We start from the raw sequence: 22,838 nt of genomic DNA on the forward strand, positions 1-22,838 counted from the left end.
TCACTTACCCTTCACGGCGGTGCGGACGAAGACGGAGCGACCGCGAGCACCGGGGACGGCGCCCTTGACGAGCAGCAGACCCTTCTCGGCGTCGACGGCGTGCACCGTGAGGTTGAGGACGGTCACGCGCTCGCCACCCATGCGACCAGCCATCCGCATGCCCTTGAAGACACGCGACGGGGTCGACGAAGCACCGATCGAACCGGGCTTGCGGTGGTTGCGGTGGGCACCGTGCGAAGCGGACACACCGGCGAAGCCGTGGCGCTTCATGACACCGGCGAAGCCCTTGCCCTTGGAAGTGCCGACGACGTCGACCTTCTGGCCGGCCTCGAAGGTGTCGACGGTGAGCTCCTGGCCGAGCGTGTACTCGGCGGAGTCGTTGGTGCGGATCTCCGTGAGGGTCCGGCGCGGGGTGACCCCGGCGGCCTCGAAGTGGCCGGCGGCCGGCTTGTTGACCTTGCGCGGGTCGATCGCACCGGCGGCGATCTGGATCGCCTCGTAGCCGTCGCGCTCGACGTTGCGGATCTGGGTGACCACGTTCGGGCCGACCTCGATCACGGTGACGGGGATGAACTTGTTGTTCTCGTCCCACACCTGGGTCATCCCGAGCTTCTTGCCGAGGAGGCCCTTGACGGTCTTGGTTGAGTTCGCCATCAGTCCAGCCCCCTTACAGCTTGATCTCGATGTTGACGTCGGCCGGGAGGTCGAGTCGCATGAGCGAGTCGACGGCCTTCGGCGTCGGGTCGACGATGTCGATGACCCGCTTGTGCGTGCGCTTCTCGAAGTGCTCGCGCGAGTCCTTGTACTTGTGGGGAGAACGGATCACGGTGACCACGTTCTTCTCGGTGGGGAGCGGCACCGGGCCGACCACGGTCGCACCGGCACGGGTCACCGTGTCGACGATCTTCCGGGCCGACGTGTCGATGACCTCGTGGTCGTACGACTTGAGCCGGATGCGGATCTTCTGTCCCGCCATGTGTCTCTTTGTCCTCTCTGCGCCGCGCACCCTCGGGCCGCCTGACGCCGCCGTCACCGTGCATTCCTGCAGGGCTTGGCTGTTTTCCTGAACCAACCGGCCGCATCCGCTGGGGATGACCGCTGTTCTCCTGTCAACCGCGCGGGGCGACCTGGGCCGTCCAGCGTGGGCATGTCGCTTCCCCCGCGTCCGGACACAGCTGTGGCCGGGCGCTCACGAGGGACTCGATCGTGTTCTGCTGCCTGCGGCCCAACCCAGCCCTGCTGGACAGGGGGGTTGTGCACTGCCAGAGCAGTGATCCTGTGCACGCGAACGCACGCGGAATTCGGAACCGGACAAGTCTCGCATAGGCACGCCATCCGTGCAACCCGGGCGTGTCGCGATTCGCGGGCGTGTCGGGATCGGCTCGCTTCCCCGGATCCACGGGGATCGCGGGCCCGGAGGCACGGCTCGGCCCCGACACGCAGCATGCCCTCCGGAACGGGTCCGGAGGGCATGCTGCGCAGGGTGCGGGATCGCTACTCGGCGGTCACCGGTGGCACGAACCACGGCGGGAAGACGGCGACGCGAGGAGCGTGTCCGCCGTGGTCCTGCAGCACCGCCTTGACGGTCTGGCGGACCCGGTCGTTCGGCACGCCGATCACGGCGACGGCGGAGAACGGCACGCTCGGGCCGGCGAGCAGCTCGAGCCCGAGCATCTCCGGGTCGGTGAAGTCCGTGCGACGGATGAGGTTGGTCGCCGCCTCGGGACCGACGGCGAACCGGACGTCCTCGGCCTCGGCGTCCTGGTCGGCGACGATCACGGACGCGCCGAAGGCCGAGACGGGCACGACGAGCATGATGTACTCGGTGGCCTTCGTGCGGCGGGCGGCGTCGGACCAGCGCTCGCCCTCGGCGCCGGAGCGGAGCTCGTCCCAGCGGGTGGCGTCCGGCGACAGCGTGAACGGCACGTGCCCGGCGACCGGGGAGCCGTCCGGGGCGGTGGCCTCGGCCCGCGCGGCACGGGCGGACGGGGCGGCGACGTCGACGACCGGCGTCACGGCGTCCGACGCGAGGATCGCACCGGAACCGACGATGTCGTCGAGGTTGTCCACGTGTGTGACGTGGTGGGCCCGCAGCGAGGCGAAGTCACGCGCCTCGGGCAGGTCGGGCACCGGGGACCGCAACGAGGACGCAGGGGTCGCGGCCTGGCCGGGGACGCTCCGGAGCGAGGTGGTGATCCGGGTACGGCGCGGGGTCGGGGTGGGGGTCTCCGCTGCCTCGCGCTGGCGCGGGGCGCAGATGTCGCAGAGCTCGGTGGGGAATCCGTGGATGCACTCGTCAGTCACGACTGGTGGGGGTCCTTCCGTGCCCGTGTGGGGGTGATCGGGCACGAGGTCCAACGGTACGTCATCCCGGCCCCCGGCGTGGTCACTGTCGGTAGAGCAGGGCGCGGACCTCGGACTCCGCGGCGTGGGTGCGGGCCGGGTCGATGGTCTCCCCGTGCTCGTAGGCGTCGAGCAGCCGCGGGTCGATGTAGCTCTGCCGGCAGACCGTCGGGGTGTTGCCGAGTTCCTCGCTGGCCGCCTTCACGGCGTGCGAGACCGCCCGCTTCCGCTTCGACTCCGACGACTGCGGGCCGGTCACGGCGAGGTCGACGGCCGCGGCCACGGTGCCGTGCAGGGTGCGGAAGTCCTTCGCGGTGAACTCGTCCCCCGCGCGTTCCTTCACGTAGGCGTTGATGTCCTCCGCGGAGAGCGGCTCCCACTCGTCACCGCGGCGCTCCCGGAAGGACAGCAGTCGGGCGTTCGGACCACGACGCTTCATGCCGGCGATGACCGTGGCGAGGTCGGGGTCGTGGATCGACGACGACCACTCCTGCCCGCTCTTGCCGGGGAAGTCGAGCTCGATGTCGTCCCCGGACACGTGGGCGTGCGCGCAGAGCAACGTCGAGAGCCCGCGACTGCCGTGCTCCGAGGCGTACCGCTCCGACCCGACCCGGAGCGACCCCTGGTCGAGCATCCGGAACGCTGCGGCGAGGGCGCGCTGCCGGTCCGGCTCCGGACGGCGCAGGTCCATGGTGACACCGCGACGCGCGACCGGGAGCGACTCGGCGAGGGCGAGCGCACGGTCGTACTTGATCCGGTCCATCCGCTCCCGCCAGGACGGGTGGTAGATGTACTGCCGTCGGCCGGCGCCGTCGATCCCCGTGGCCAGGACGTGCCCGTTGTCGTACGGCGAGATCCAGACGTCGTCCCAGGCGGGCGGGATGACGAGCTCCTCGAGGTGCTCGCGGACCGCGCGGTCGGTCACGGTGTTCCCGTCCGGGTCACGGTACGAGAAGCCGCGTCCGCTGCGGACGCGGTGGTAGCCGCGGCCGTTGGTCGCGGATCGGCGAAGACGTGTCACGCCCTCGATGCAACTCGCCCGTGCCTGTGACCCGGCCCACCACGGACGGGAGGCGCGGTGCCGGCTGGCACCGCGCCTCCCTCGCAGGCTCGGTCGGCGGCTCAGGCGCGTCGGCGACGTCGCGTCACCAGCAGGACCCCGCCGGCGGTCATCGCGAGGAGCGCGAGGACCGCGCCGACCCCGAGGCCGGCCGCGCCCGTGAAGGCGAGCTCCGCGGACTTCGGCGCGCTGCCCACGGGGGCCGGGTCGCTCGCGCGCATCGGGTCGGTCGGGCTGGCCGAACCGGCGATCGGCGTCACCTGCGTCGTCGGCGACGAGACCGTCGCGACGTTCGTGATCCGGTCCGGGGCGTCCGTCGCGATCTTCGCCGTGATCTGGAACGCGACCTTCCCGCCGACCGCGAGCGGCCCGTCGAGCGTGCACGTGACGGTCTGCCCGGTGCTGCAGGTCGCCACCCGGCCGTCGTTCACGCTGACCAGGGTCAGGCCGACCGGCAGCCGGTCGGTGACCACCACGGGACCCGGGTCCTCGGTCGGGCCGTCGTTGCGCACCGTGACCGTGTAGCCGACGGTCTCCCCGCGGACCAGCGTGCCGGCGTGCGTCTTCGTGACGGACAGGCTCGACGCCGGGTCGACCGCGAGCTCGTCCGCAGCCTGGTTGTCGGCGAGCGTCGTCTCGGTCGTGCTCGTCGCGACGGTCGCGCTCGGCTGCACGCCCGGGTACGCCTCGGCGGTCGGCGTCTGGTGCACCGTGATGGTCGGAGCACTCGAGCCGGCGGCGAGTGTGCCCGCGAGCGCGAACGTCACCGTCGTCGAGCCGTCCGCGTTCCGGACGACCCCGGTCACGGTCCAGGCCGCGTCGGCCTCGGTCGAGACGTACGTCAGGCCCTTCGGAAGCGTGTACGTCGCGGTGACCGCGGCGGCGTCGGACAGCCCGTCGTTCCGGACCCGGATCGTCTCCGGCAGGTCCTTCCCGATGACGGCGGTGCCCTGGTGGCCGATGGTGATCGCGACGTTCGCGACGTCGTCCACGTCGAGCGGGCTCGTGACGGGCTGGTCGTTCGTGCCGGCCGGCGCGGGCGTGCCCTGGCCCGAGACGACCGCACGGTTCGCGATCTGCCCGGCCGTGTAGCCGGAGGCCACCTTCGTCGTGATCCAGAGGCCCGGTGCATCGGTCCCGGCGACGATCGTCGACGGGAGGGCGCACGTCACCAGGGTCGGGTCCGAGGCGCCGTCGCAGGTCCAGGCGGCGCCGTCGCTCGAGGCACCGACGAACGTCAGGCCCTCGGGCAGGACGTCGGTGACCTCGGTCGTCGGCTGCTCGTCGGACGGACCCTCGTTGCGCACCTGCAGCAGCCAGACCTGCTCGGCACCTGCCGTGACACGCTTCGCCGCGGTGGTGGAGCCGACCGCGGTGACCGGGGTCTTCGTCAGGGCGAGCGTCGCGTGCGTGGTGACCGCGACGTCGTCACCGGCGGTGTCGTCCGCCGGGTCGGTGTCCGGCGTCGCGCTCGACACCGTGGCGGTGTTGCGGAGCGTGCCGGCCGGGGTGCCGGAGGCGACCGAGGCGGTCACGTGGAACACCGTGACGGCTCCGCTGGCGAAGGTACGGGTCGACCACGTGGCCGGGGTGTCGCCCTGCTCCCAGGCGGTGTCGTCCGTCGTGACGTCCGTGACCGTCATGCCGGCCGGCGGGGTGTCGGTCCACGTCGCGTCCTGCGCGTCCGAGGGGCCGTCGTTCGTCACGGTGACGTCGTAGGTGACGGTCGTGCCGGCGTCGGCGCTCGGGGCGCTCGTGCGCTGCTTGGTGATCGACAGGTCGGCGTGCGTGGTGACGTCGACGGTCGCCGTGTCCTGGGCGGTCGGTCCGTTCGCGGTGATCGGTGCCGCCGTCGCCGTGTTCACGATCGACGAGCCGCGGAACGACGCCGGCACGTGCACGGTCAGCACGATGGTGTTCGGGTCGGTGGCACCGGCGGCGATGCCGTCGGCGCTGGACAGCGTCAGGACGCCGTCCTCGTTCGACTCGAGGGTCCAGTGCTGCGCGGTCGCCGCCGAGAGCTCCCGGAACTCGACGCCGGCGGGCAGGGTGTCCTGCACGCGGACGCTCGGCGACGTCCGGTCACCGGGGGGCAGGTCCGACGGCCCCGTCGGGTTCGCGACGGTGATCGTGTAGGTGACGTCCTTCCCGGCGTCGACCGTCTCGACGTCCGCGGTCTTCGTCACGGACAGGCCGGCCGTCTGCGTCGCGTCACTGCGGGCCTCGGCCTGCTGCGGTGCGGCGTTGTCCGCGGTCACGACGGCGGTGTTCGTCAGCGTGCCGGTGAACGACGACGGGGTCGTCACGGTGATGGTGAAGGACGTGCTCGTACCGGCGGCCAGGGTGCCGTCCAGGACGCAGGTCACGTCGGCCGGGTCGTCGTCGGCGGTGCAGGTCCAGTCGCCGTCGGTCTGGGAGCCCTGGAGGCGCGTCCCCGACTCGAGCGCGTCCGTCACCGTGACGTGGCGTGCGTCCGCCGTGCCGGTGTTCGTCACCGTGATCGTCCAGTCGGCGGGGTCGCCGGCGACGAGCTTCGCGGCCCCGGTGTCGCGCGGGCCCCCGAACGCCTTCGCGACGGTCAGCGACGTCGTGTCGTCCACGGCGGTCGTGGCCTTCGAGGAGTCGTTCGACGCCGTCGGGTCGGTCGTCGTCGCGGTGTCCACGGCGACCGCGGCCGTGTTCACGATCGACTGGTCCGCCGTGACGTCGGCGTGCACGGTCGCGGAGACGGTGATCGCCCCCGCGGTCCGGCCGCTCGCGAGGCCGTCGCGGGTGCAGGTCACCGTGTTGCCGTCGGTGTCACAGGTCCACCCGGTGTCGCTCGAGGTCGCACCGACCAGCGTGACGGTGTCCGGCAGGGTGTCGGTGACCGTCACCGTGCCGCGGGCGTCGGAGACGCTCTGCACGGCGGTGTCCTGCCGGTTCTGCACGGAGAGGTTCCAGGAGATCGTCCGTCCGGCCTGCGCCGCGGTGGACGGCCCGGTCTTCGTGATCGCCAGGTCGGCGATCGCGACCGGGGTCACGCTCGCGGAGTCGCGGTCGTTCGCGGCGTTCGGGTCGAAGGTCTGCCCGGTGCCCTGGCGGATCGTCGCCGTGTTGCCGATCGCGGTGAGCGGGGCGTCCGACGGCAGGGTGAGCGCGACGGCGAGCTCGGGGAACGAGCCGCCCTTCGCGACCGTGGCGCCGTTGACGCACGTCCAGGTGCCGTCCGTCGGGGTGCACGTCCAGCCGGTGCCGGAGAACGCGAGGGTCGCACCGGCCGGCAGGGCCGTCGGCGCGTCCACGACGGTGGTGCCGTGCGCCGCGTCGTCGCCGGTGTTGGTGACGGTGATCGTCCACGCCTTCGCCGTGGTGGCGCCGGCGACGACCTTCGCGGTCGTCGCGGTCTTCGTCAGGGCGAGGTCCGCCGCGTCGATCCGGGCGGTGGCCGTCGCGTCGTCACCGCCGTCCGGGTAGGACACGAACGAGCCGTCGCCACCGTCGTACGAGGTGCCGCCCGAGGCGTCCGTGACGGTCGCGGTGACGTGGTTCGTGTGCGCCACCGAGCTGCCGGCACCCGGGGTGGTGGCTGCGTCGGCGGTCGGGGTCGCCTGGTAGTGCAGGGTCATCGTGCCGTCGGCGGCGAGGGCACCGAGGTCGCCCCAGGTCAGCGTCCGACCGCTCACGGCGGGGTCGGTCACCGTGCTGGCGGCTCCCCCGTCACGGGCGAGCGTCGCGCTGCCGGCGACGTACTGCCAGTTCGCCGGCAGGACGTCCCGTGCCGAGACCTTCGTCGCGGCGCTGCCGCGGTTCGTGAAGGTCACCGAGAAGTCCGACGCGACCCCGGTGTACGAGAGCCCGCCGACGGTGTCGTTCGACTTCGCGACGGCGACGTCCGGGAACGCCGGGGTGACGGTCGCGCTGTCGGTCGCCGGGGCGTACGTCGCGCCGCCGGTCCGCAGGCTGCGGTACGGGCCCGTCGAGACGGTGTTCCGCAGCGGTGCGCCGCTGAGCGACACGTCGTCCGCGAGCTTCGCCTGGTAGGTGTGCTGCACGGAGCCACCGGCCCCGCCGACGGTGGTGGTGGGCCAGCTGATCACACCGCCGCCGCAGTCGTTGGTCGCGGCGCCGAGGGTGCCGCCGTCCGAGATCGACCCGCCGTCGACGACGACGCCTGCGGGCACGCAGTCGGTGACGGTGGTGCCGTAGGCCGGCGAGGCGCCCGTGGCGTTCGTCACGGTGACGGTGTACCGGATCGACTGGCCAGGCTCGACCGCGAGGGCGTCGCTCGTCGTCCCGAGCACCGTGGCGGTCTTGTCGATCGAGAGCGACGGCGCGACGACCGTGGCGTTCGCGGGGTTCGACGTGGCGGTGCCGTCGCTCGGGGTCGTGCCCTTCGCCGACGTGTTCCAGGCGAAGGTCGCCCGGTTCGACAGCGCCGTGCCGGCCGTGGAGCTCGTCGACAGCCGCACCGGGATGTCGACCGTGACGACCACGGCCTGCGGGCGGCCGGTCGCGATGTCGCTCACGCTGACGCGCACGGTGTTCGTCGTGGTGTCGACCGATGCCGACGCGGTGACGGTGGAGTCGGAACTCGTCGCGACCGGGTCCCCGTCGACCGTCAGGCCGGTCGGGAGCGCGTCCGAGAGCCGGGCGTCGAAGAGGGCGACGTTCGCGGGGATCGTCGTGGTCACCCGGTAGGTCGCGGCGTCACCCGGGCGGACCGGGAGCGCGGTCGTCGTGGTCGGGTCCGTGGTCGCGGGCGTGCCGTCGGCGCCGTCCGTGTTCGACCAGGTCGGGGCGGTCAGCTGCTTCGACACGGTCGGCGTCGCCACCGTGATGGTGTCGTCCGCGCTGGCGGTCTGGACGTAGGTCGCGCCCGCCGTCGTGTAGTCGGTGTCGAGGCTGGAGCCGACGACCTTCGCGGTGTTCGCGTAGCTCGTGCCGGCCGGGGCCCGGTCGGCGAGGGTGCCGGTCACGGTGATGGTGGCCGAAGCACCGGGGGCGAGTGTGCCGACCCTCCAGGCGTGCAGGGTGCGGTCGGTGCCGCAGCTGCCGAGGGCGTCGCGCTCCGCCTGGGTCAGCGAACCGGTGTCCTCGGTGCGCGACGAACCCGTGAACTGCAGGCTCGACGGGAAGCAGTCCGCGACGATGGTGCTGCGGGCGTCGGTCGTCTTCGACTTGTTCGTCGCCGTCAGCGTCCACGTGACGACGTCCTGACCGGACACCGCCGCGCCGTTCCGGTCGTCGGTCTTCGTGATCGCGAGGTTCGGCGCCTGCACGTTCACGGCGAGGGCCTTCGACGGGTTCGCCGTCGCACCGGTGACCGGGTCGGTGCTGCGGAAGGTCGCCGTGTTGGTGACCGTCGCGGACGAGAACGTCGTGCCGTCCGACTTCGGGTACGTCCCGGTGCCGGCCGAGACGGCGAGACCGGACACCGTCACCGAGAAGGTGACGTCGCTGCCCGTGGTGTTGTCGAACACGGACGGGAACACCAGCGCGCCGCCGCCGTTCGAGTTCGTCGTCGCACCGCCGGTGAAGGTGTAGTCCTGGCCGGCGTAGGTGACCGTGGTGTCGCCGTCACCGATGCCCCGCGTCGCCGCACCGGCCGCGCCGGGCAGGTCGAGCGTCCAGGTGGTGGTGCTGGTCGTCCGCAGCCCGGTGACCGAGGCGAGCGGGTCGACCAGGGAGGCGGAGCCGACGCTCGTGCCGGCCTTCACCGTCACCGAGTAGCTGTACTTCAGGGGCTGCCCCGGCACGGCGTTCAGACCGGACCGGTTCGTGGCGCCGCCGTCCGTGCCGCCGGTCTTCGCGACGACGACGGGCGTGATCGTCACGCTGCGCTGCGCGTCCGCGGTGGTCGCGACCAGCTGTGCCCCGGTCGCGCCGGATGCGTGCGTGCTCGTGCCGGCGACCGGCTTGGGCACCCAGGTCTGCGCCGTGCCGGTGTCCGCCGTCGTGTCGAAGCGCACGACCGAGGCCGAGTTCTTGTACACGGTGCCGGCGAACGACTGGGACGGCACCTGCATCGTGTAGAGGAGGTCCTTGGCCGCGCCGGAGGCGATCGGGCCGACACCGGTCCACACCACGAACGAGCGCTTGGAGAACGTCGACGAGGCGCCGGTCGGCGGGGTGTCCGTGCAGGTTCCGCCGCTGGCCGAGGCGTCGACCGCGCTGCAGACGATGCCGGCGGGCAGGGCGTCCCAGACCGAGACGTTGCTGATCGGGTACGAACCGCCGGTTCCTGTCGGGTTCGTGACGCTGACCTGGTACTGGAGCACCTGCCCCTCGGTCGTGTTCGCCGGGTTCGCGTTCGGGCTGAGGCTCGCGGCGTCCTTGCCGGTCTGCACGATGCTCTTGGCCAGGGTGGCGGACGCCGGGCCGGCCACCGTGTAGTTCGCGGACGACCGGAGGCTCGTGACCGAACCGGCGGTGTTCTGCTGCGCGAACTTCATGAGGTTCGCCGTGATGTCCGGCGTCGTGGCGCTCGACCCGGACGTCGCGATCCGGGCGGCGACGTACAGCACGACGGTCGCGCCGGAGGTGTCACCGTCGACGTACGTGCCACCGGTCGCCGGGGAGCCGATCGAGAACGACGCCATGGACGTGCTCGAGCCGGTCAGCTTCACCTGCTCGGCCGGGACGGTGCTCTCGGTGCCGTAGGTCCAGTCGGTCCCCTGCACCCACTGGGCGGCCGAGGCCGTGGTGCCGACGGGGAGCATGTCGGTCACGGTTGCGTTGCGGCTCTGCACGCCGGCCGGGAAGGTCACCTGCAGACGGAAGCAGACGAGGTCGTTGACCGTGAACGGGTCGGCGGGCGTCGTCGACGTGTACGTCCCCGTCGACGCGGCGCAGTCGGCCGAGCTCGTCACCGGCGCCGTGGTGCTGCGCGGCAGGACCGACTTCGCGATCTGCGGGCTGTTCGACGTGATCGTCGCCTTCGAGTCGTCCACGACCTGCTGGGTGCCGGTGTCGCCGTGCACCCCGGTGGACGTGCCGGCGATCGCGACCTTGTTCGTGAAGTCGTCGCCCGCAGCGGTCGGGCCGCCGCTGCCGGTCACCGAGTACGCCTGGCGCATCAGGGCCTTGTACGTGACCGTCGGGCTGGCGTCGGTGGCCTGGTCGGCGATGTGGAACCGCACCGTGAAGGTGCCGTCCGCCGCGGAGTACGCGACCGAGTCGATCGTGGCTCCGGTCATCTGCTGGTCGAGTGCGGAGTTCTTCGACGGGTCGCAGTCGGCCGGCAGGGTGCCGGTCGTCGGCGTCGACGCGGGGAACGCGGGGCACATGCCGTCGGGCAGCGTGTCGGTCAGGCTGATGCCGGCCGACGACTCGTACTCGCTCGTGCGGACCAGGAGCGAGTACGTCGCGAGCTTGCCCGCCGCGAACGTGGTCGGCGAGACGCTCTTGGCGACGGCGAGGTCCATCGCCTCCACCGTCAGCGACGCCGTGGCCTGCTGCGCGGCGGTCGCGCCACCACCGACCGCACCGGTGTAGGTGCCCTGGGCGTCGACCAGGTTGGTCTGGCCCTGCCCGTTTGAGGTCGTGTCGCTGGTGTCCTGCCGCGTCGAGGGGCCGTTGTTGTTGTCCAGGTCGGCGGCCTGCTGCAGCGACGTCGCGGCCGGTGCGGCACTGCTGGTCGACGGCTGGCCGGGCTGCCCCGCGAAGGACATCGTGTTCTCACGCAGCGGCACGGCGGCGAGGTACTTGATCGTCACGGTCGCGCCCTTGGCGAGATCGCCGACGTTCCACACGACCTTCGTGAAGACGGAGGAGCCCTGGCCGGTCACCGTGTTCACGGTGTCGACGCTCTGCGGCGTCGAGCAGGCCGTCGCGTCCCAGGTGCCGGTCGCCTTCGCCGCGGTGGTCGCGGTGAGCGACGGTGCGCCCGGGTACTCCGCGCCGGACGTGGTGTTGTCGATCGCGCCGCACTGCAGGAACTCCAGCCCGGCCGGCAGGTAGTCCGTGACGACGACGCCCGTGGTGGGTGCCTGCGCCGTGTTCTTCACCGTCAGCGTGTAGACGGTCGGGTGGTCGTGCACGCCCCGGACGAGCTCGTTCTCCGGGCTCTCCTCGGCCTTCGTGATGCTCAGGGCCGAGACCGTCGTGGCGTTCGACTGTGCGCTCGCGGCGTTCGTGCCCGGTGCGGCGACCGGGGTGCCGTCGGCGCCGAAGGTCGGCACGGTTCGTGCGTCCGTGTTCGCCGCGACCTGCGCGGTCCCCGTGAAGGACTCGCCGACCGGGAACGAGGCGTCGGCGGACTGCACCGAGAACGTGATCGACTTCTGGTCCCCGGCGACCAGGTCGGACACGTTCGACCACACGAGGAGCGTGCCGGCGCCCTGGGCCCCGCTCAGCGTCGTGATGGTCGGTTCACCGGTCTGCGTGCCGGCGGAGCCCGCGACGTACGCGACGCCGACCGGCAGTCGGTAGGAGTACCCGAGGTTGTAGAGCGGCGTCGTGCTGCTGTTCTTCGCGGTGAGGGTGACCCCGGCCGGCGTGCCGTTCAGCACCGACCGGTCCGCCTTCGCCGTGACGGACACGAGCGAGTCCGCAGCGTTGGTCGGCGCCGCGACGGCGAACACCGACAGCAGCGCCGCGAGGAGGCTCACCACCACCGCCATGGCGATCGCGCGCGGGCGTGCAGGGAACAGGGCAGAACGCATCGGGAAGTGCTCTCGGGTCGTCGTCCGGCGACGCCGAGCACGGCGCAGCGATGCAGCACCGTGCGGGCAGGGTCCCCGGGGTGCGAGCTGCGGGCGGTTCGGGCCACCACGCGGGCCGGTCCGGCCTCGCGACTCCACGGTATCGAGATGCGGGCAGCCGCCGCTGCACCCAGTGTGGGGTACAGACTGGCCCCCCAATGCGTGGACGCCCGCCCGGCGCAGTGCCGGACGGGCGTCGTCGTGCCGTGTGGGGTTCTAGGCCCCGGACGTCGTCCCGGAGTCGCCGTTGTTCCCGATCTTGTCGTCGAGGTCCTGTGCGGTCTTGTCGATCTGCTCGTCGAACTTCCCGCCGGTGACCTTCTTGATGCCGTCGGCGAGGCCGTGGATGATCTTGTCGGAGACCTCCTCGGCCTTGTCGCTCTTGACGGCCTCCTCGATCTTGTCGCGGTTCTCGTCGACGAACGCCTTCGCCTTGTCGGTGACTTCCTGCGCCTTGGCGGACACGTTCTTCTGGATGTCGTCGAAGCCGGCCATGCTGCCTCCCTGCCCGGCCGGCGAGCCGACCGATCGATGGCCGGACGTCCCGACCCCTTGGCCCACATGCTGCACCAGGCGCACGGGCTTGTCCGGGATGCGCAGGCAAATCGTGAGGAAACGACAACGGGGCCGAGCCCGAAGGCTCGACCCCGCTGCAGCAGGTAACCGGAGTTACTTGGTGATCTCCTCGACCGTACCGGCGCCGACCGTACGACCACCCTCACGGATGGCGAAACGGAGGCCCGGCTCCATGGCGATCGGCTGGATGAGCTCGACGGTCATGGAGACGGTGTCGCCGGGCATGACCATCTCGGTGCCCTCGGGCAGCGTGATGACGCCGGTGACGTCCGTGGTGCGGAAGTAGAACTGCGGGCGGTAGTTCGCGTAGAACGGGTTGTGACGCCCACCCTCGTCCTTGGTCAGGATGTACGCGTTCGCCTTGAAGTTCGTGTGCGGCGTGACCGAACCCGGCTTCACGACGACCTGGCCGCGCTCCACGTCCTCGCGCTTGAGGCCACGGATGAGCAGACCGGTGTTGTCACCAGCCTCGGCCTTGTCGAGCAGCTTGCGGAACATCTCGATGCCCGTGACCGTGGTCTTCTGCGTCGGGCGGATGCCGACGATCTCGACCTCGGAGTTGAGGTCGAGCGTGCCACGCTCGACACGACCGGTGACGACGGTGCCACGACCGGTGATCGTGAAGACGTCCTCGATCGGCATCAGGAAGGGCTGGTCGGTGGCGCGCACCGGGTCCGGAACGGACTCGTCGACGGCGGCCATCAGGTCCTGGACGGACTTGACCCACTTGTCGTCGCCCTCGAGCGCCTTGAGCGCCGAGACCTGCACGACGGGGGCGTCCTCGTCGAACTCCTGCGAGCCGAGGAGCTCGCGGACCTCGAGCTCGACGAGCTCCAGGATCTCCTCGTCGTCCACCATGTCGGACTTGTTCAGCGCGACGACGATGTAGGGGACGCCGACCTGGCGGGCGAGCAGCACGTGCTCACGCGTCTGGGGCATCGGGCCGTCGGTGGCGGCGACCACGAGGATCGCGCCGTCCATCTGCGCCGCACCCGTGATCATGTTCTTCACGTAGTCAGCGTGACCGGGGGCGTCGACGTGCGCGTAGTGACGCTTCTCGGTCTGGTACTCCACGTGGGAGATGTTGATCGTGATACCGCGGTCGCGCTCCTCGGGAGCGCTGTCGATCTGCGCGAAGTCACGGGCCTCGTTGAGGTCCGGGTACTGGTCGTGCAGAACCTTGGTGATCGCCGCCGTGAGCGTCGTCTTGCCGTGGTCGACGTGACCGATGGTTCCGATGTTGACGTGCGGCTTGGTGCGCTCGAACTTGGCCTTGGCCACTGGGGTCCTCCTCAGGACTCGGAAGCGACACCCCCGGCCGGCCCTGGATGGGCTCGGGACCGTTGGTGCGCGGTGTGTGTCTTTACTTTACTTGGTGGCGAGGGGCCCGTCGCCGGGCGCCCCCGCCTGTGGAGCAACGCTGGAGCGTTACTCCCCCGCGTTCTTCGCGATGATCTCCTCGGCGACCTTGGCCGGGACCTGGCTGTAGGTCTCGAAGGTCATCGAGTAGACGGCACGACCAGAGGTCTTCGACCGGAGGTCGCCGACGTAGCCGAACATCTCGGACAGCGGCACGCTCGCGCGGACCACCTTGACGCCGGACGCGTCCTCCATCGAGGCGATCTGGCCACGACGGGAGTTGAGGTCACCGATGACGTCGCCCATGTACTCCTCGGGAGTACGCACCTCGACGGCCATGATCGGCTCGAGGATGGCGGGGCCGGCCTTGCGGGCGGCTTCCTTGTAGGCGATGGAACCGGCGATCTTGAACGCCATCTCGGACGAGTCGACGTCGTGCGCCGCGCCGTCCTTGAGGATGGCCTTCACGCCGACCGTCGGGTACCCGGCGAGGATGCCGACCTGCATGGCGTCCTGGATACCGGCGTCGACCGACGGGATGTACTCGCGCGGGACGCGGCCACCCGTGACGGCGTTCTCGAACTCGTAGACCTTCTCGGCCGTGACCTCCATGGGCTCGAGCGCGATCTGCACCTTCGCGAACTGACCGGATCCACCGGTCTGCTTCTTGTGGGTGTAGTCGTAGCGCTCGACGACCTTGGTCAGCGTCTCGCGGTAGGCCACCTGGGGCTTGCCGACGCTGGCCTCGACCTTGAACTCACGCTTCATGCGGTCGACCAGGATGTCGAGGTGGAGCTCGCCCATGCCCTTGATCGTGGTCTGACCGGTCTCGGCGTTGAGCTCGACGCGGAACGTCGGGTCCTCTTCGGCGAGCTTCTGGATGGCCGTGGAGAGCTTCTCCTGGTCGGCCTTCGTGTTCGGCTCGATCGCGACCTCGATGACCGGCTCCGGGAACGTCATCGACTCGAGGACGACCTGGTTCTGCGGGTCGCAGAGGGTGTCACCCGTGGTCGTGTCCTTGAGACCGATGACCGCGTAGATGTGACCGGCGGTGACGTTGTCGACCGGGTTCTCCTTGTTGGAGTGCATCTGGAAGATCTTGCCGATGCGCTCCTTCTTGCCCTTGGTCGAGTTGATGACCTGGGCACCGGACTCGATCGAGCCGGAGTACACGCGGACGTAGGTGAGGCGACCGAAGAACGGGTGCACCGCGACCTTGAACGCGAGGGCGGAGAACGGCTCGGAGGCATCCGGCTTGCGGATGATCTCCTTCTCCTCGTCCTTGACGTCGTGGCCGATCATCGGCGGCACGTCGAGCGGGGACGGGAGGTAGTCGATGACAGCGTCGAGCATCGGCTGGACACCGCGGTTCTTGAAGGCCGAACCACAGAGGACGGGGTAGACCTCGGAGGAGATCGTGAGCTTGCGGATCGCAGCCTTGATCTCGTCCTTGGTGAGCTCCTCGCCACCGAAGTACTTCTCGAGCAGGGCGTCGTCGGTCTCGGCGACGCGCTCGATCAGCTTGCCGCGGTACTCCTCGGCACGGGCCTGGAGGTCAGCGGGGATCTCCTGGACCTCGTACTGCGCGCCCATGGTGACATCACCCTTGGCGTCGCCCGGCCAGACCTTGGCGTGCATCTCGATGAGGTCGATGATGCCGACGAAGTCGTTCTCGGCACCGATCGGGAGCTGGAGCACGAGCGGCTCCGCACCGAGACGGTTGATGATCGTGTCGACGGTGAAGTAGAAGTCCGCACCGAGCTTGTCCATCTTGTTGACGAAGCAGATGCGCGGGACGTTGTACTTGTCCGCCTGACGCCACACGGTCTCGGACTGGGGCTCGACGCCCTCCTTGCCGTCGAAGACAGCGACCGCACCGTCGAGGACGCGGAGCGAGCGCTCCACCTCGACCGTGAAGTCCACGTGACCGGGGGTGTCGATGATGTTGATCTGGTTGTTGTCCCAGAAGCAGGTCGTCGCGGCCGACGTGATCGTGATGCCGCGCTCCTGCTCCTGCGCCATCCAGTCCATCGTCGCGGCGCCGTCGTGGACCTCACCGATCTTGTGCGTGATGCCCGTGTAGAACAGGATGCGCTCGGTCGTCGTGGTCTTGCCGGCATCGATGTGCGCCATGATGCCGATGTTGCGGACCTTGTTCAGGTCGGTGAGCACGTCCTGTGCCACAGGGTTCCTCCGGAAGAGTTGTAGGAGAGGTTGGCGTCCGTCCGGGGCGCCGACGGTTCATGACCACCGGCGCCCGGACGGTGCCGGGACTACCAGCGGTAGTGGGCGAAGGCCTTGTTCGACTCGGCCATCTTGTGGGTGTCCTCACGGCGCTTGACCGCGGCACCGAGACCGTTCGACGCGTCGAGGATCTCGTTCATGAGACGCTCGGTCATCGTCTTCTCGCGACGGGCCTTGGCGTACGAGGTGAGCCAGCGGAGCGCGAGGGTGTTCGCGCGGTGCGGCTTGACCTCGACCGGGACCTGGTAGGTCGAGCCGCCGACGCGGCGGCTGCGGACCTCGAGGGTCGGACGGACGTTGTCGAGCGCCTTCTTGAGCGTCGCGACGGCGTCCTGCTGGTTCTTGGCGGAAACGCCTTCGAGTGCGTCGTAGACGATGCGCTCGGCGAGGCCCTTCTTGCCGTCCAGCAGGATCTTGTTCACGAGCTGGCTGACGATCGGTGCGCCGTAGACCGGGTCTGCGACGACGGGACGCTTGGGGGCGGGACCCTTACGAGGCATTGGCTCAACCCTTCTTCGCGCCGTAGCGGCTACGCGCCTGCTTACGGTTCTTCACGGCCTGCGTGTCGAGCGCGCCGCGGATGATCTTGTAGCGGACACCGGGGAGGTCCTTCACACGACCGCCGCGCACGAGCACCATCGAGTGCTCCTGGAGGTTGTGGCCCTCACCGGGGATGTAGGCCGTGACCTCGGTGCCGTTCGAGAGCTTGACACGAGCGACCTTGCGCAGTGCCGAGTTCGGCTTCTTCGGGGTGGTGGTGTAGACGCGGGTGCACACACCACGCTGCTGGGGGTTCGCCTTCAGGGCGGGCGCCTTGGTCTTGGTGACCTTCGGCGAACGACCCTTGCGAACGAGCTGCTGAATAGTAGGCAACTGTTCTCCTGGTCCTGCTCGTGTTCTCTGGCCGACGCGGTCCGCCGGCTTCCTCGTCCCACGCTGATTGCCGCCTGACGGCGGACGACGATGGGGGACGGAGTCCGGTCGACCGAGGGTCGAGCCGGATTTTTCGGGCGCGCACGAGGGCGCACACCCGGAAGAGACTACCCGCGTACCCTCGCGAAATCAATCCGGGCGCGTCGCCCTGGAGGCCCGCCACGGCCGCCGTGGGCGAACACGCCAGAGCCCGTGGTCGCGCTTGCGCGCGGGGCGCGACGCCCGGCCGTGACCGGCGCGCCCGTGCGCGTCGAGGCGCGTGCAGACGCGCCCGCCTGCGCGTCCGCCTCCGCGTCCGCGACCGCCCGCACGGGTCGAGCCGTGGACGGGTCGGGCCGTGGACGGGTCGAGCCGTGGACGGGACGGGCCGTGGACGGGTCGAGCCGTGGACGGGACGGGCGTCCGTGGTGCCGAGCGTGGCGGGGGTGCACCGCGCCTCCAGGCAGGGGTACTGCTGTGCTCGACGACGGCCGGGTCAGGAACCGCTGTCGGACGAACCGTTGCCGACCGCCGAGCGGAACGTCGCCCCCGCATCGGTGAAGCCCGTGATGTAGCCGCTCGCGTTCACGTTCATCGGGCCGGCCGACGCGGTCCCGACGCCGCCCGCTCCCGAGATGTCGGCCGTGAACGTCGCCCGACCGAAGGTCGTCGTGGTGACCAGCCAGCCGTTCGAGAGCCAGCCACCCACCGACACCACCGGACGGGTGTCGAGCGTCCACTTCTGGTTCGTGTACGTGTACGCCGAGTCCTCGCCGTACGCGTAGAAGCTGCAGCCCTTCGGGGCCGCGTCGGTGGAGGCGATGCAGCCGTCCACCCAGGCGTCCACCGCGGCTTTGGCGGACTGCGCGCCCGCGGCGGTGAGCTTCGTCGTCATCGAGACCGGGCTGGAAGCGGTCCCGCCGAAACCCGCCACCGTCGCCGTCGTCGCGTCGGCGGTGAACCACTTGCCGCCGTCCACCGCGACGTCGTACGTGCCCGGGAGCGCCGTCAGCGTCGCCGTGCCGTCCTTCGACGTCGTGACGTCCTGCCCACCGACCTGCACGGTCGCGCCGGCCGGACCCCGCACGCTCACGTCGACCGCGCCGAGCTTCGGTGCCTCGAGCGCCCACACCGGGAACACGCCCCAGTCGGTGCCCGTCTTGTCGAGGGTGAACGTCGCCGAGACGTCACGACCGGCCTGCCGGAGGTACGCCGTCACCGTCGCGGTGTCGCCGTCGTCGCGCGTCGCCGCGATGCGGTACCCGGTGACGCGGTCCTTCGCCCTGGCGTACGCGGCGTCCGTCAGGAGGACGTCACCCTTGTCGTGGTCGATGCCCGCGGTCTGCAGGGCGTCGTCGACCTTGCCGGCGGTGAGGTCGTCGAGGAAGGCCCGGACCGGACGGTCCGCCGAGTGCGTGGACGTGCCGACCGAGTAGCCGACCACCCCCGCCACCAGCAGCAGCACGACCGCGGCCCCACCCGCGATGATGCCGACGAGCGTCCCGCGGCGCAGCTTCCGGCGCGGAGGCGGAGTCGGCGCCCCCGGACCGAGCGGCGCCCCACGTGTGCCGCTGATCTGCTCGACACTGGGGACCGAACCCCATCCGTCGGCCTGGTGCTGGTCGGTCATCGATCCCCCGTCGTCCGCTGGTGCTGGTCGGAATCCTACCGTCGCGCACCGTCATCGCCGGTGGCCGCAGGGACCTCCGCCGCCTTCGCCTGGTGACGGCTCATCGCGATCCCGCCGACGACGCAGAGGAGCGCCACCACCACGGAGCCGACCACGAACGGGCCGAGCGCGTAGCCGGCCGGGAACACCAGCAGCTCGGTGACGTCGCCCCGGACCAGCGCGTAGCCGACCGCACCGACCCCGAGCATCACCAGGTACGCCGTCGCGGCTGCGACGAGGCCGGTGACGCCCGGGTTGCCGTCGCGGGCGCCCACCGCCGTCGCCAGGAACACCACGACCGCACCGGCCAGCACCATCGCGGGGCCGAGGTACGGGGTCGCGTCGGGCTGCGAGATGACCTCGACGTCGGCGAGCAGGGCCTCGAAGCCCGTCACCGCGATGACGAGCGCGATGAAGAGGATCGACGTCATCGTCGCGATCAACCACCGGGACATGCGGTGATCGTACCGCTGGCCGGCGTCAGGCAGGGGTGCGGTCTGCGTGCTGCGGCTGCCGGTCGTGCGGGTCGTGCTGGTCGTGCTGTTCCTGCTGGTCGTGCTGTTCCTGCTGGTCGTGCTGTTCCTGGGCTGCTGCGACGAGGGCGAGGGCGATCGTGGCCGTGATCACCGGGATGGACGCGGTCATCGGGGCAGCGGGCGTGGTCGCTTCCGTCGTCGAGTCCGTGGTCGCGTCGGTCGTCGCGTCGATCGCCGGGACAGTCATCGCGTCGGTCGTCGCGACCGTCGTCGCGTCGGTCGTCGGGACCGTCATCGCGTCGGTCGTCGCGACCGTCGTCGCGTCCGTCGTGACGGACTGGAGGCGCGGTTCGGCCGCCGGCTGCTCCGTCGCCTCGGACCCGTGGTCACGCAGCGCCGGGCCGATGATCGGGAGGACCGCCGTGGTCGCCGCCGGCTCGGTGTGCAGCACCGGCTGCTCCGCCGCCGGTGCACCGCGCTTCGCGGCGCGACGCGCACGCGCCATCTTGACGAGGACGACCACTGCGACGACCGCCCAGATGCCGTTCACGATCGTCGACGGGACGGCGTGGTGCGCCGCGACGTTGATCGCCACCGCCAAGCCCCCGACGAGGTTGAAGAGCTGGTAGACGGGCCCGTTCGGGAGCTTGCCCATCGAGAACAATAGGTAACCAGCTAGGACAGTTACGGCTCCGAACCAGCCGAGGAATTCCACGATTCCAGCCAACACGCGCGACTCCGGGCACGACGAGGAGCGGCCATTTCGAGCGGCCGTTCGAGAGGGGGATGAGCAGCCGCGAACGCGACGTCGGGAGCATCGTAAGCACACCGGAACGCGCCACGGAAGAGGGCTCGGCGTGGCGCGTCCCACCCCATTTGGTGGGGGTCGGATGGTGGTGGTTCGTCAGCCCTTGGAGGCGGTGGTGGAGGAGGTGTCGGCGGAGGTGCCGGACCCGCTCTCCGACTTCTGCGAGGACTGTGCCGACGCTGCGTCGGACAGCACGTAGATGAACCCGGACAGGGTCCAGGTCGTCGCTCCGGAGCCGGCCGTGGCATCGGTGGTGGAGCCGTCGGTCGTCTCGGCACGCGCCGACTTGATGTCGTTCACGAGGAAGAGCCGCTCCCCGTTCTGCACGCCCGACGTGAACGCGAGCGCCTGCTCGAACGAACCCGTCACGTCGATGCTGATCGCGATCGTCGAGAAGTTCGACGCGGTGATCTGCGCGTTCGTGACGGGAGCAGCGGCGGCCGGGGCTGACGGCGTCGCTGACGGGGTGGCCGCGGGGGTGCTCCCGGCCGAGGCGGTCGACGAATCGGTCGGCGTCCCCGCAGCGGCCTCGGCGGCCGGGGGCGTGTAGGCGGCCGCCCAGGAGGTCGTGATGCCGCTCACTGTGACCCCGGAGGACGCGGCGACTGCGTTGACCTCCTTGTAGAAGGACGACGTGTCCGCCGAGGACGGCACGGACCGCCCGAGCGCTGCGGCCTGACGCTGCATCGCGGGCAACTTCGCTGACTGTGCCGCGAGCCGGGCGAGCTCGGCGCGGTACGTGTCGTTCGTCGAGTCGATCGACTGCTGCTGCTCGCGGTTCGCGGCGGCCGAGGCGAGCTGGGGCTGGACACCGAGGAAGAAACCGCCCACGAGGACGACGGCCCCGATCGCGAGCGCGATGACGAGGTGCAGCCGGTTCTTGGTCATTTCGCCTTCTCCGCGTACTTGCCGTCGAACGCCTGCTCGTTGATGTGGACCGTCATGTCGACCGTGTAGTGCCCCGTTTCGCTGGTGAGCGTCACGGAGTTCGCGTTCGCGTCGACGAAGCCGGTGAGTCCGTGGACGCGGTCGAGCCAGTCGGGGATCGAGGGCAGGGTCGGGCTGTCGGCCTCGAACGTGAGCGTCGCCACGCGTTCGCCCTGGAGCGGCGTGGTCGGCTGCTCGTAGCGCTCGAGCGGTGACGCCGAGTCCACGGTCACGCCGACGATCGTCACGCCGGTCGGGAGCGACGCCTGCACCTTGCCCAGGTACGTGCTCCAGTCGATCTCCGGCGCCCCACCCACGGCCTGACCGGCCTCGGCGAGCGCGGTGCGCGACTCGACCTTCCGCACCTCTGCGTACTGTCCCTGCTGCTGGAGCAGGGAGGTGCCCTCGTCCTGCGCCGCGCGGAGCTGGGAGGCCGACGAGATGCTGTCCATGGTCGACACACCCACGCCGAGCGCGACGACCGCTGCGACCACGATCACCCCGAGCCAGGCCCGACGGACCGTGGCCCGCTGTCGACGGTGGACGAGGACCTCGGCGGGCAGCAGGTCGGCCCGGGGCGTCCCGCCGACGACGAATGCCGCCTTCCCGGGCTTCCCCGGCCGCTCGACCCGCGTCTCGGTGGCGTTCCGAGCGCGCTTGGACCTGCCGAGGCGCGCGCCGATCGGCGGCTTGGTCAGACTCTCGGTCATGCTGCTCGTCCTCCTGCTGCCAGGCCCCACGCCACGGCGAGGGACGTGCCGCGCTGCTCGACGACGGCTGCTTCGACGCCCCGGGCACGACGGACGCCCGTGAAGGCGTCCCCGACGACGACCTGCGCGTCGGTCGACTCCGCGAGCGCCTCCCGGAAACCGGCGAGGTCGCTGCCCGCACCGGCGAGCACGATCCGACCGATCGGACGCCCCTCGTCCTTGGTGTTCGCGAAGTAGTTCAGGGTGTTGCGGATGCTGGCGATGAGCTCCTGCGCGGCCTCGCGGATGACCACAGCGGCACGCTGGTCGTCCGGGGTCTGCGCCCGTGCGCCCATCCCGATGTAGCGCTTGACGGCTTCGGCCTGCTCGGCGGGGATCTCCAGGCGGAGGGCGACCTGCTTCGTCACCTCGTCACCGCCGGTCGGGATGATGCGCACGAACTGCGGCACGCCGTCGATGCTGATCACGACGGTGCTCGTGTTGCCACCGACCTCGACGAGCGCGACGGTCCCGCCGACTCCGCCGATCGGTGTGAGCACACGGCTCAGCGCGAACGGGATGAGGTCGACCCCGACGGGGTTGAGGCCGGCGAGCTGGACGGCCCGGACGTTCGCGAGGACGGCGTCCTTCACCGCTGCCACGAGCAATCCGTGCACGACCGGGCCGGACTCGCCGAACCCTTCACCGGTCGGGTAGAAGTCGAGGATCGCGTCACCCACGGGGACCGGCAGGAGTTCCTGCACCTGGAACGGCAACGACTCGCGGATCTGCGCCAGCGGCGCCTTCGGGACCGTGAGGTCACGGGAGAGCACCCGCTGGTTGCCCATCCCGAGGGCGACGTCCTTCGTCTTGAACTTCCCGATGGCCCACAGCTGCCGCAGGACGCCCGCGATCGTGTTCGTCTCGAGCACCTCGCCCCGCTGGGTCGAGCCGGCAGGCAGGGGGACCTCGGCGATGCGCTCGATGGACGCGACGCCCTTCCGGGAGCGGGCGACCTCGACCGCGCGGATGGACACGCTGCCGATGTCGATGCCGACGACGTTGCTCGTCATGGTGATCGCTTTCTCCGG

The 22,838-nt window shown here is 70.6% G+C and carries 16 protein-coding genes; all 16 read right to left on the reverse strand.

What is annotated here, in order from left to right; all coding sequences use genetic code 11:
* Positions 1–654 carry a 50S ribosomal protein L3 gene (rplC, locus tag ACRQ4B_RS01590; protein ID WP_022903285.1) on the reverse strand — a complete coding sequence of 218 codons (654 nt, stop codon included), beginning with the start codon at positions 652–654 and terminating at the stop codon, positions 1–3.
* A 13-nt stretch (positions 655–667) separates the two neighbouring features.
* Positions 668–976 (reverse strand): 30S ribosomal protein S10, encoded by a 309-nt coding sequence (gene rpsJ, locus ACRQ4B_RS01595; RefSeq protein ID WP_022903286.1) that lies wholly within the window; start codon positions 974–976, stop codon positions 668–670.
* Between the two features lie 518 nt (positions 977–1,494).
* Positions 1,495–2,304 (reverse strand): DarT ssDNA thymidine ADP-ribosyltransferase family protein, encoded by an 810-nt coding sequence (locus ACRQ4B_RS01600; RefSeq protein ID WP_439692960.1) that lies wholly within the window; start codon positions 2,302–2,304, stop codon positions 1,495–1,497.
* A gap of 82 nt (positions 2,305–2,386) precedes the next feature.
* Positions 2,387–3,364, reverse strand: a complete 978-nt coding sequence (locus ACRQ4B_RS01605) for a DNA topoisomerase IB (RefSeq protein WP_439692961.1) — start codon at positions 3,362–3,364, stop codon at positions 2,387–2,389.
* A 101-nt stretch (positions 3,365–3,465) separates the two neighbouring features.
* Positions 3,466–12,048, reverse strand: a complete 8,583-nt coding sequence (locus tag ACRQ4B_RS01610; protein ID WP_439692962.1) for an isopeptide-forming domain-containing fimbrial protein — start codon at positions 12,046–12,048, stop codon at positions 3,466–3,468.
* Positions 12,049–12,303: 255 nt separating this feature from the next.
* Positions 12,304–12,582, reverse strand: a complete 279-nt coding sequence (locus ACRQ4B_RS01615; RefSeq protein WP_439692963.1) for an antitoxin — start codon at positions 12,580–12,582, stop codon at positions 12,304–12,306.
* A gap of 174 nt (positions 12,583–12,756) precedes the next feature.
* Entirely contained in the window at positions 12,757–13,944 is a 1,188-nt protein-coding gene (gene tuf, locus ACRQ4B_RS01620; protein ID WP_439692964.1) for an elongation factor Tu, read from the reverse strand.
* A 147-nt stretch (positions 13,945–14,091) separates the two neighbouring features.
* Positions 14,092–16,206 (reverse strand): elongation factor G, encoded by a 2,115-nt coding sequence (gene fusA / locus ACRQ4B_RS01625; protein WP_439692965.1) that lies wholly within the window; start codon positions 16,204–16,206, stop codon positions 14,092–14,094.
* 89 nt (positions 16,207–16,295) lie between these two features.
* The gene (gene rpsG, locus ACRQ4B_RS01630; RefSeq protein WP_058728452.1) at positions 16,296–16,766 is read right to left on the reverse strand and encodes a 30S ribosomal protein S7; all 471 of its coding nucleotides are present in this window, start codon (positions 16,764–16,766) and stop codon (positions 16,296–16,298) included.
* 4 nt (positions 16,767–16,770) lie between these two features.
* On the reverse strand, positions 16,771–17,139 hold the full coding sequence (gene rpsL / locus ACRQ4B_RS01635) for a 30S ribosomal protein S12 (RefSeq protein WP_071292552.1): 369 nt from the start codon (positions 17,137–17,139) through the stop codon (positions 16,771–16,773).
* 535 nt (positions 17,140–17,674) lie between these two features.
* Entirely contained in the window at positions 17,675–18,808 is a 1,134-nt protein-coding gene (locus tag ACRQ4B_RS01640) for a hypothetical protein (protein ID WP_439692966.1), read from the reverse strand.
* A gap of 35 nt (positions 18,809–18,843) precedes the next feature.
* Positions 18,844–19,302 carry a DUF6121 family protein gene (locus tag ACRQ4B_RS01645; protein WP_439692967.1) on the reverse strand — a complete coding sequence of 153 codons (459 nt, stop codon included), beginning with the start codon at positions 19,300–19,302 and terminating at the stop codon, positions 18,844–18,846.
* A 25-nt stretch (positions 19,303–19,327) separates the two neighbouring features.
* Positions 19,328–20,194, reverse strand: a complete 867-nt coding sequence (locus ACRQ4B_RS01650; protein WP_439692968.1) for a CBU_0592 family membrane protein — start codon at positions 20,192–20,194, stop codon at positions 19,328–19,330.
* 33 nt (positions 20,195–20,227) lie between these two features.
* On the reverse strand, positions 20,228–21,019 hold the full coding sequence (locus ACRQ4B_RS01655; protein WP_439692969.1) for a type 4a pilus biogenesis protein PilO: 792 nt from the start codon (positions 21,017–21,019) through the stop codon (positions 20,228–20,230).
* Positions 21,016–21,768, reverse strand: a complete 753-nt coding sequence (locus ACRQ4B_RS01660) for a hypothetical protein (RefSeq protein ID WP_439692970.1) — start codon at positions 21,766–21,768, stop codon at positions 21,016–21,018. The genes ACRQ4B_RS01655 and ACRQ4B_RS01660 overlap by 4 nt, the downstream gene beginning before the upstream one ends.
* Positions 21,765–22,820, reverse strand: a complete 1,056-nt coding sequence (pilM, locus tag ACRQ4B_RS01665) for a type IV pilus assembly protein PilM (protein ID WP_439692971.1) — start codon at positions 22,818–22,820, stop codon at positions 21,765–21,767. The genes ACRQ4B_RS01660 and pilM overlap by 4 nt, the downstream gene beginning before the upstream one ends.
* Between the last annotated feature and the right edge of the window lie 18 nt (positions 22,821–22,838).

The sequence above is a fragment of the Curtobacterium sp. SP.BCo genome (assembly GCF_051903265.1).
In the GTDB taxonomy this organism is placed as follows: Bacteria; Actinomycetota; Actinomycetes; order Actinomycetales; family Microbacteriaceae; genus Curtobacterium.

Coding starts and splice junctions, on each gene's coding strand:
- rplC (WP_022903285.1), bottom strand. CDS start 654: ATGGCGAACTCAACCAAGACCGTCAAGGGCCTCCTCGGCAAGAAGCTC.
- rpsJ (WP_022903286.1), bottom strand. CDS start 976: ATGGCGGGACAGAAGATCCGCATCCGGCTCAAGTCGTACGACCACGAG.
- ACRQ4B_RS01610 (WP_439692962.1), bottom strand. CDS start 12,048: ATGCGTTCTGCCCTGTTCCCTGCACGCCCGCGCGCGATCGCCATGGCG.
- ACRQ4B_RS01615 (WP_439692963.1), bottom strand. CDS start 12,582: ATGGCCGGCTTCGACGACATCCAGAAGAACGTGTCCGCCAAGGCGCAG.
- rpsG (WP_058728452.1), bottom strand. CDS start 16,766: ATGCCTCGTAAGGGTCCCGCCCCCAAGCGTCCCGTCGTCGCAGACCCG.
- ACRQ4B_RS01640 (WP_439692966.1), bottom strand. CDS start 18,808: ATGACCGACCAGCACCAGGCCGACGGATGGGGTTCGGTCCCCAGTGTC.
- ACRQ4B_RS01645 (WP_439692967.1), bottom strand. CDS start 19,302: ATGTCCCGGTGGTTGATCGCGACGATGACGTCGATCCTCTTCATCGCG.
- ACRQ4B_RS01655 (WP_439692969.1), bottom strand. CDS start 21,019: ATGACCAAGAACCGGCTGCACCTCGTCATCGCGCTCGCGATCGGGGCC.
- ACRQ4B_RS01660 (WP_439692970.1), bottom strand. CDS start 21,768: ATGACCGAGAGTCTGACCAAGCCGCCGATCGGCGCGCGCCTCGGCAGG.
- pilM (WP_439692971.1), bottom strand. CDS start 22,820: ATGACGAGCAACGTCGTCGGCATCGACATCGGCAGCGTGTCCATCCGC.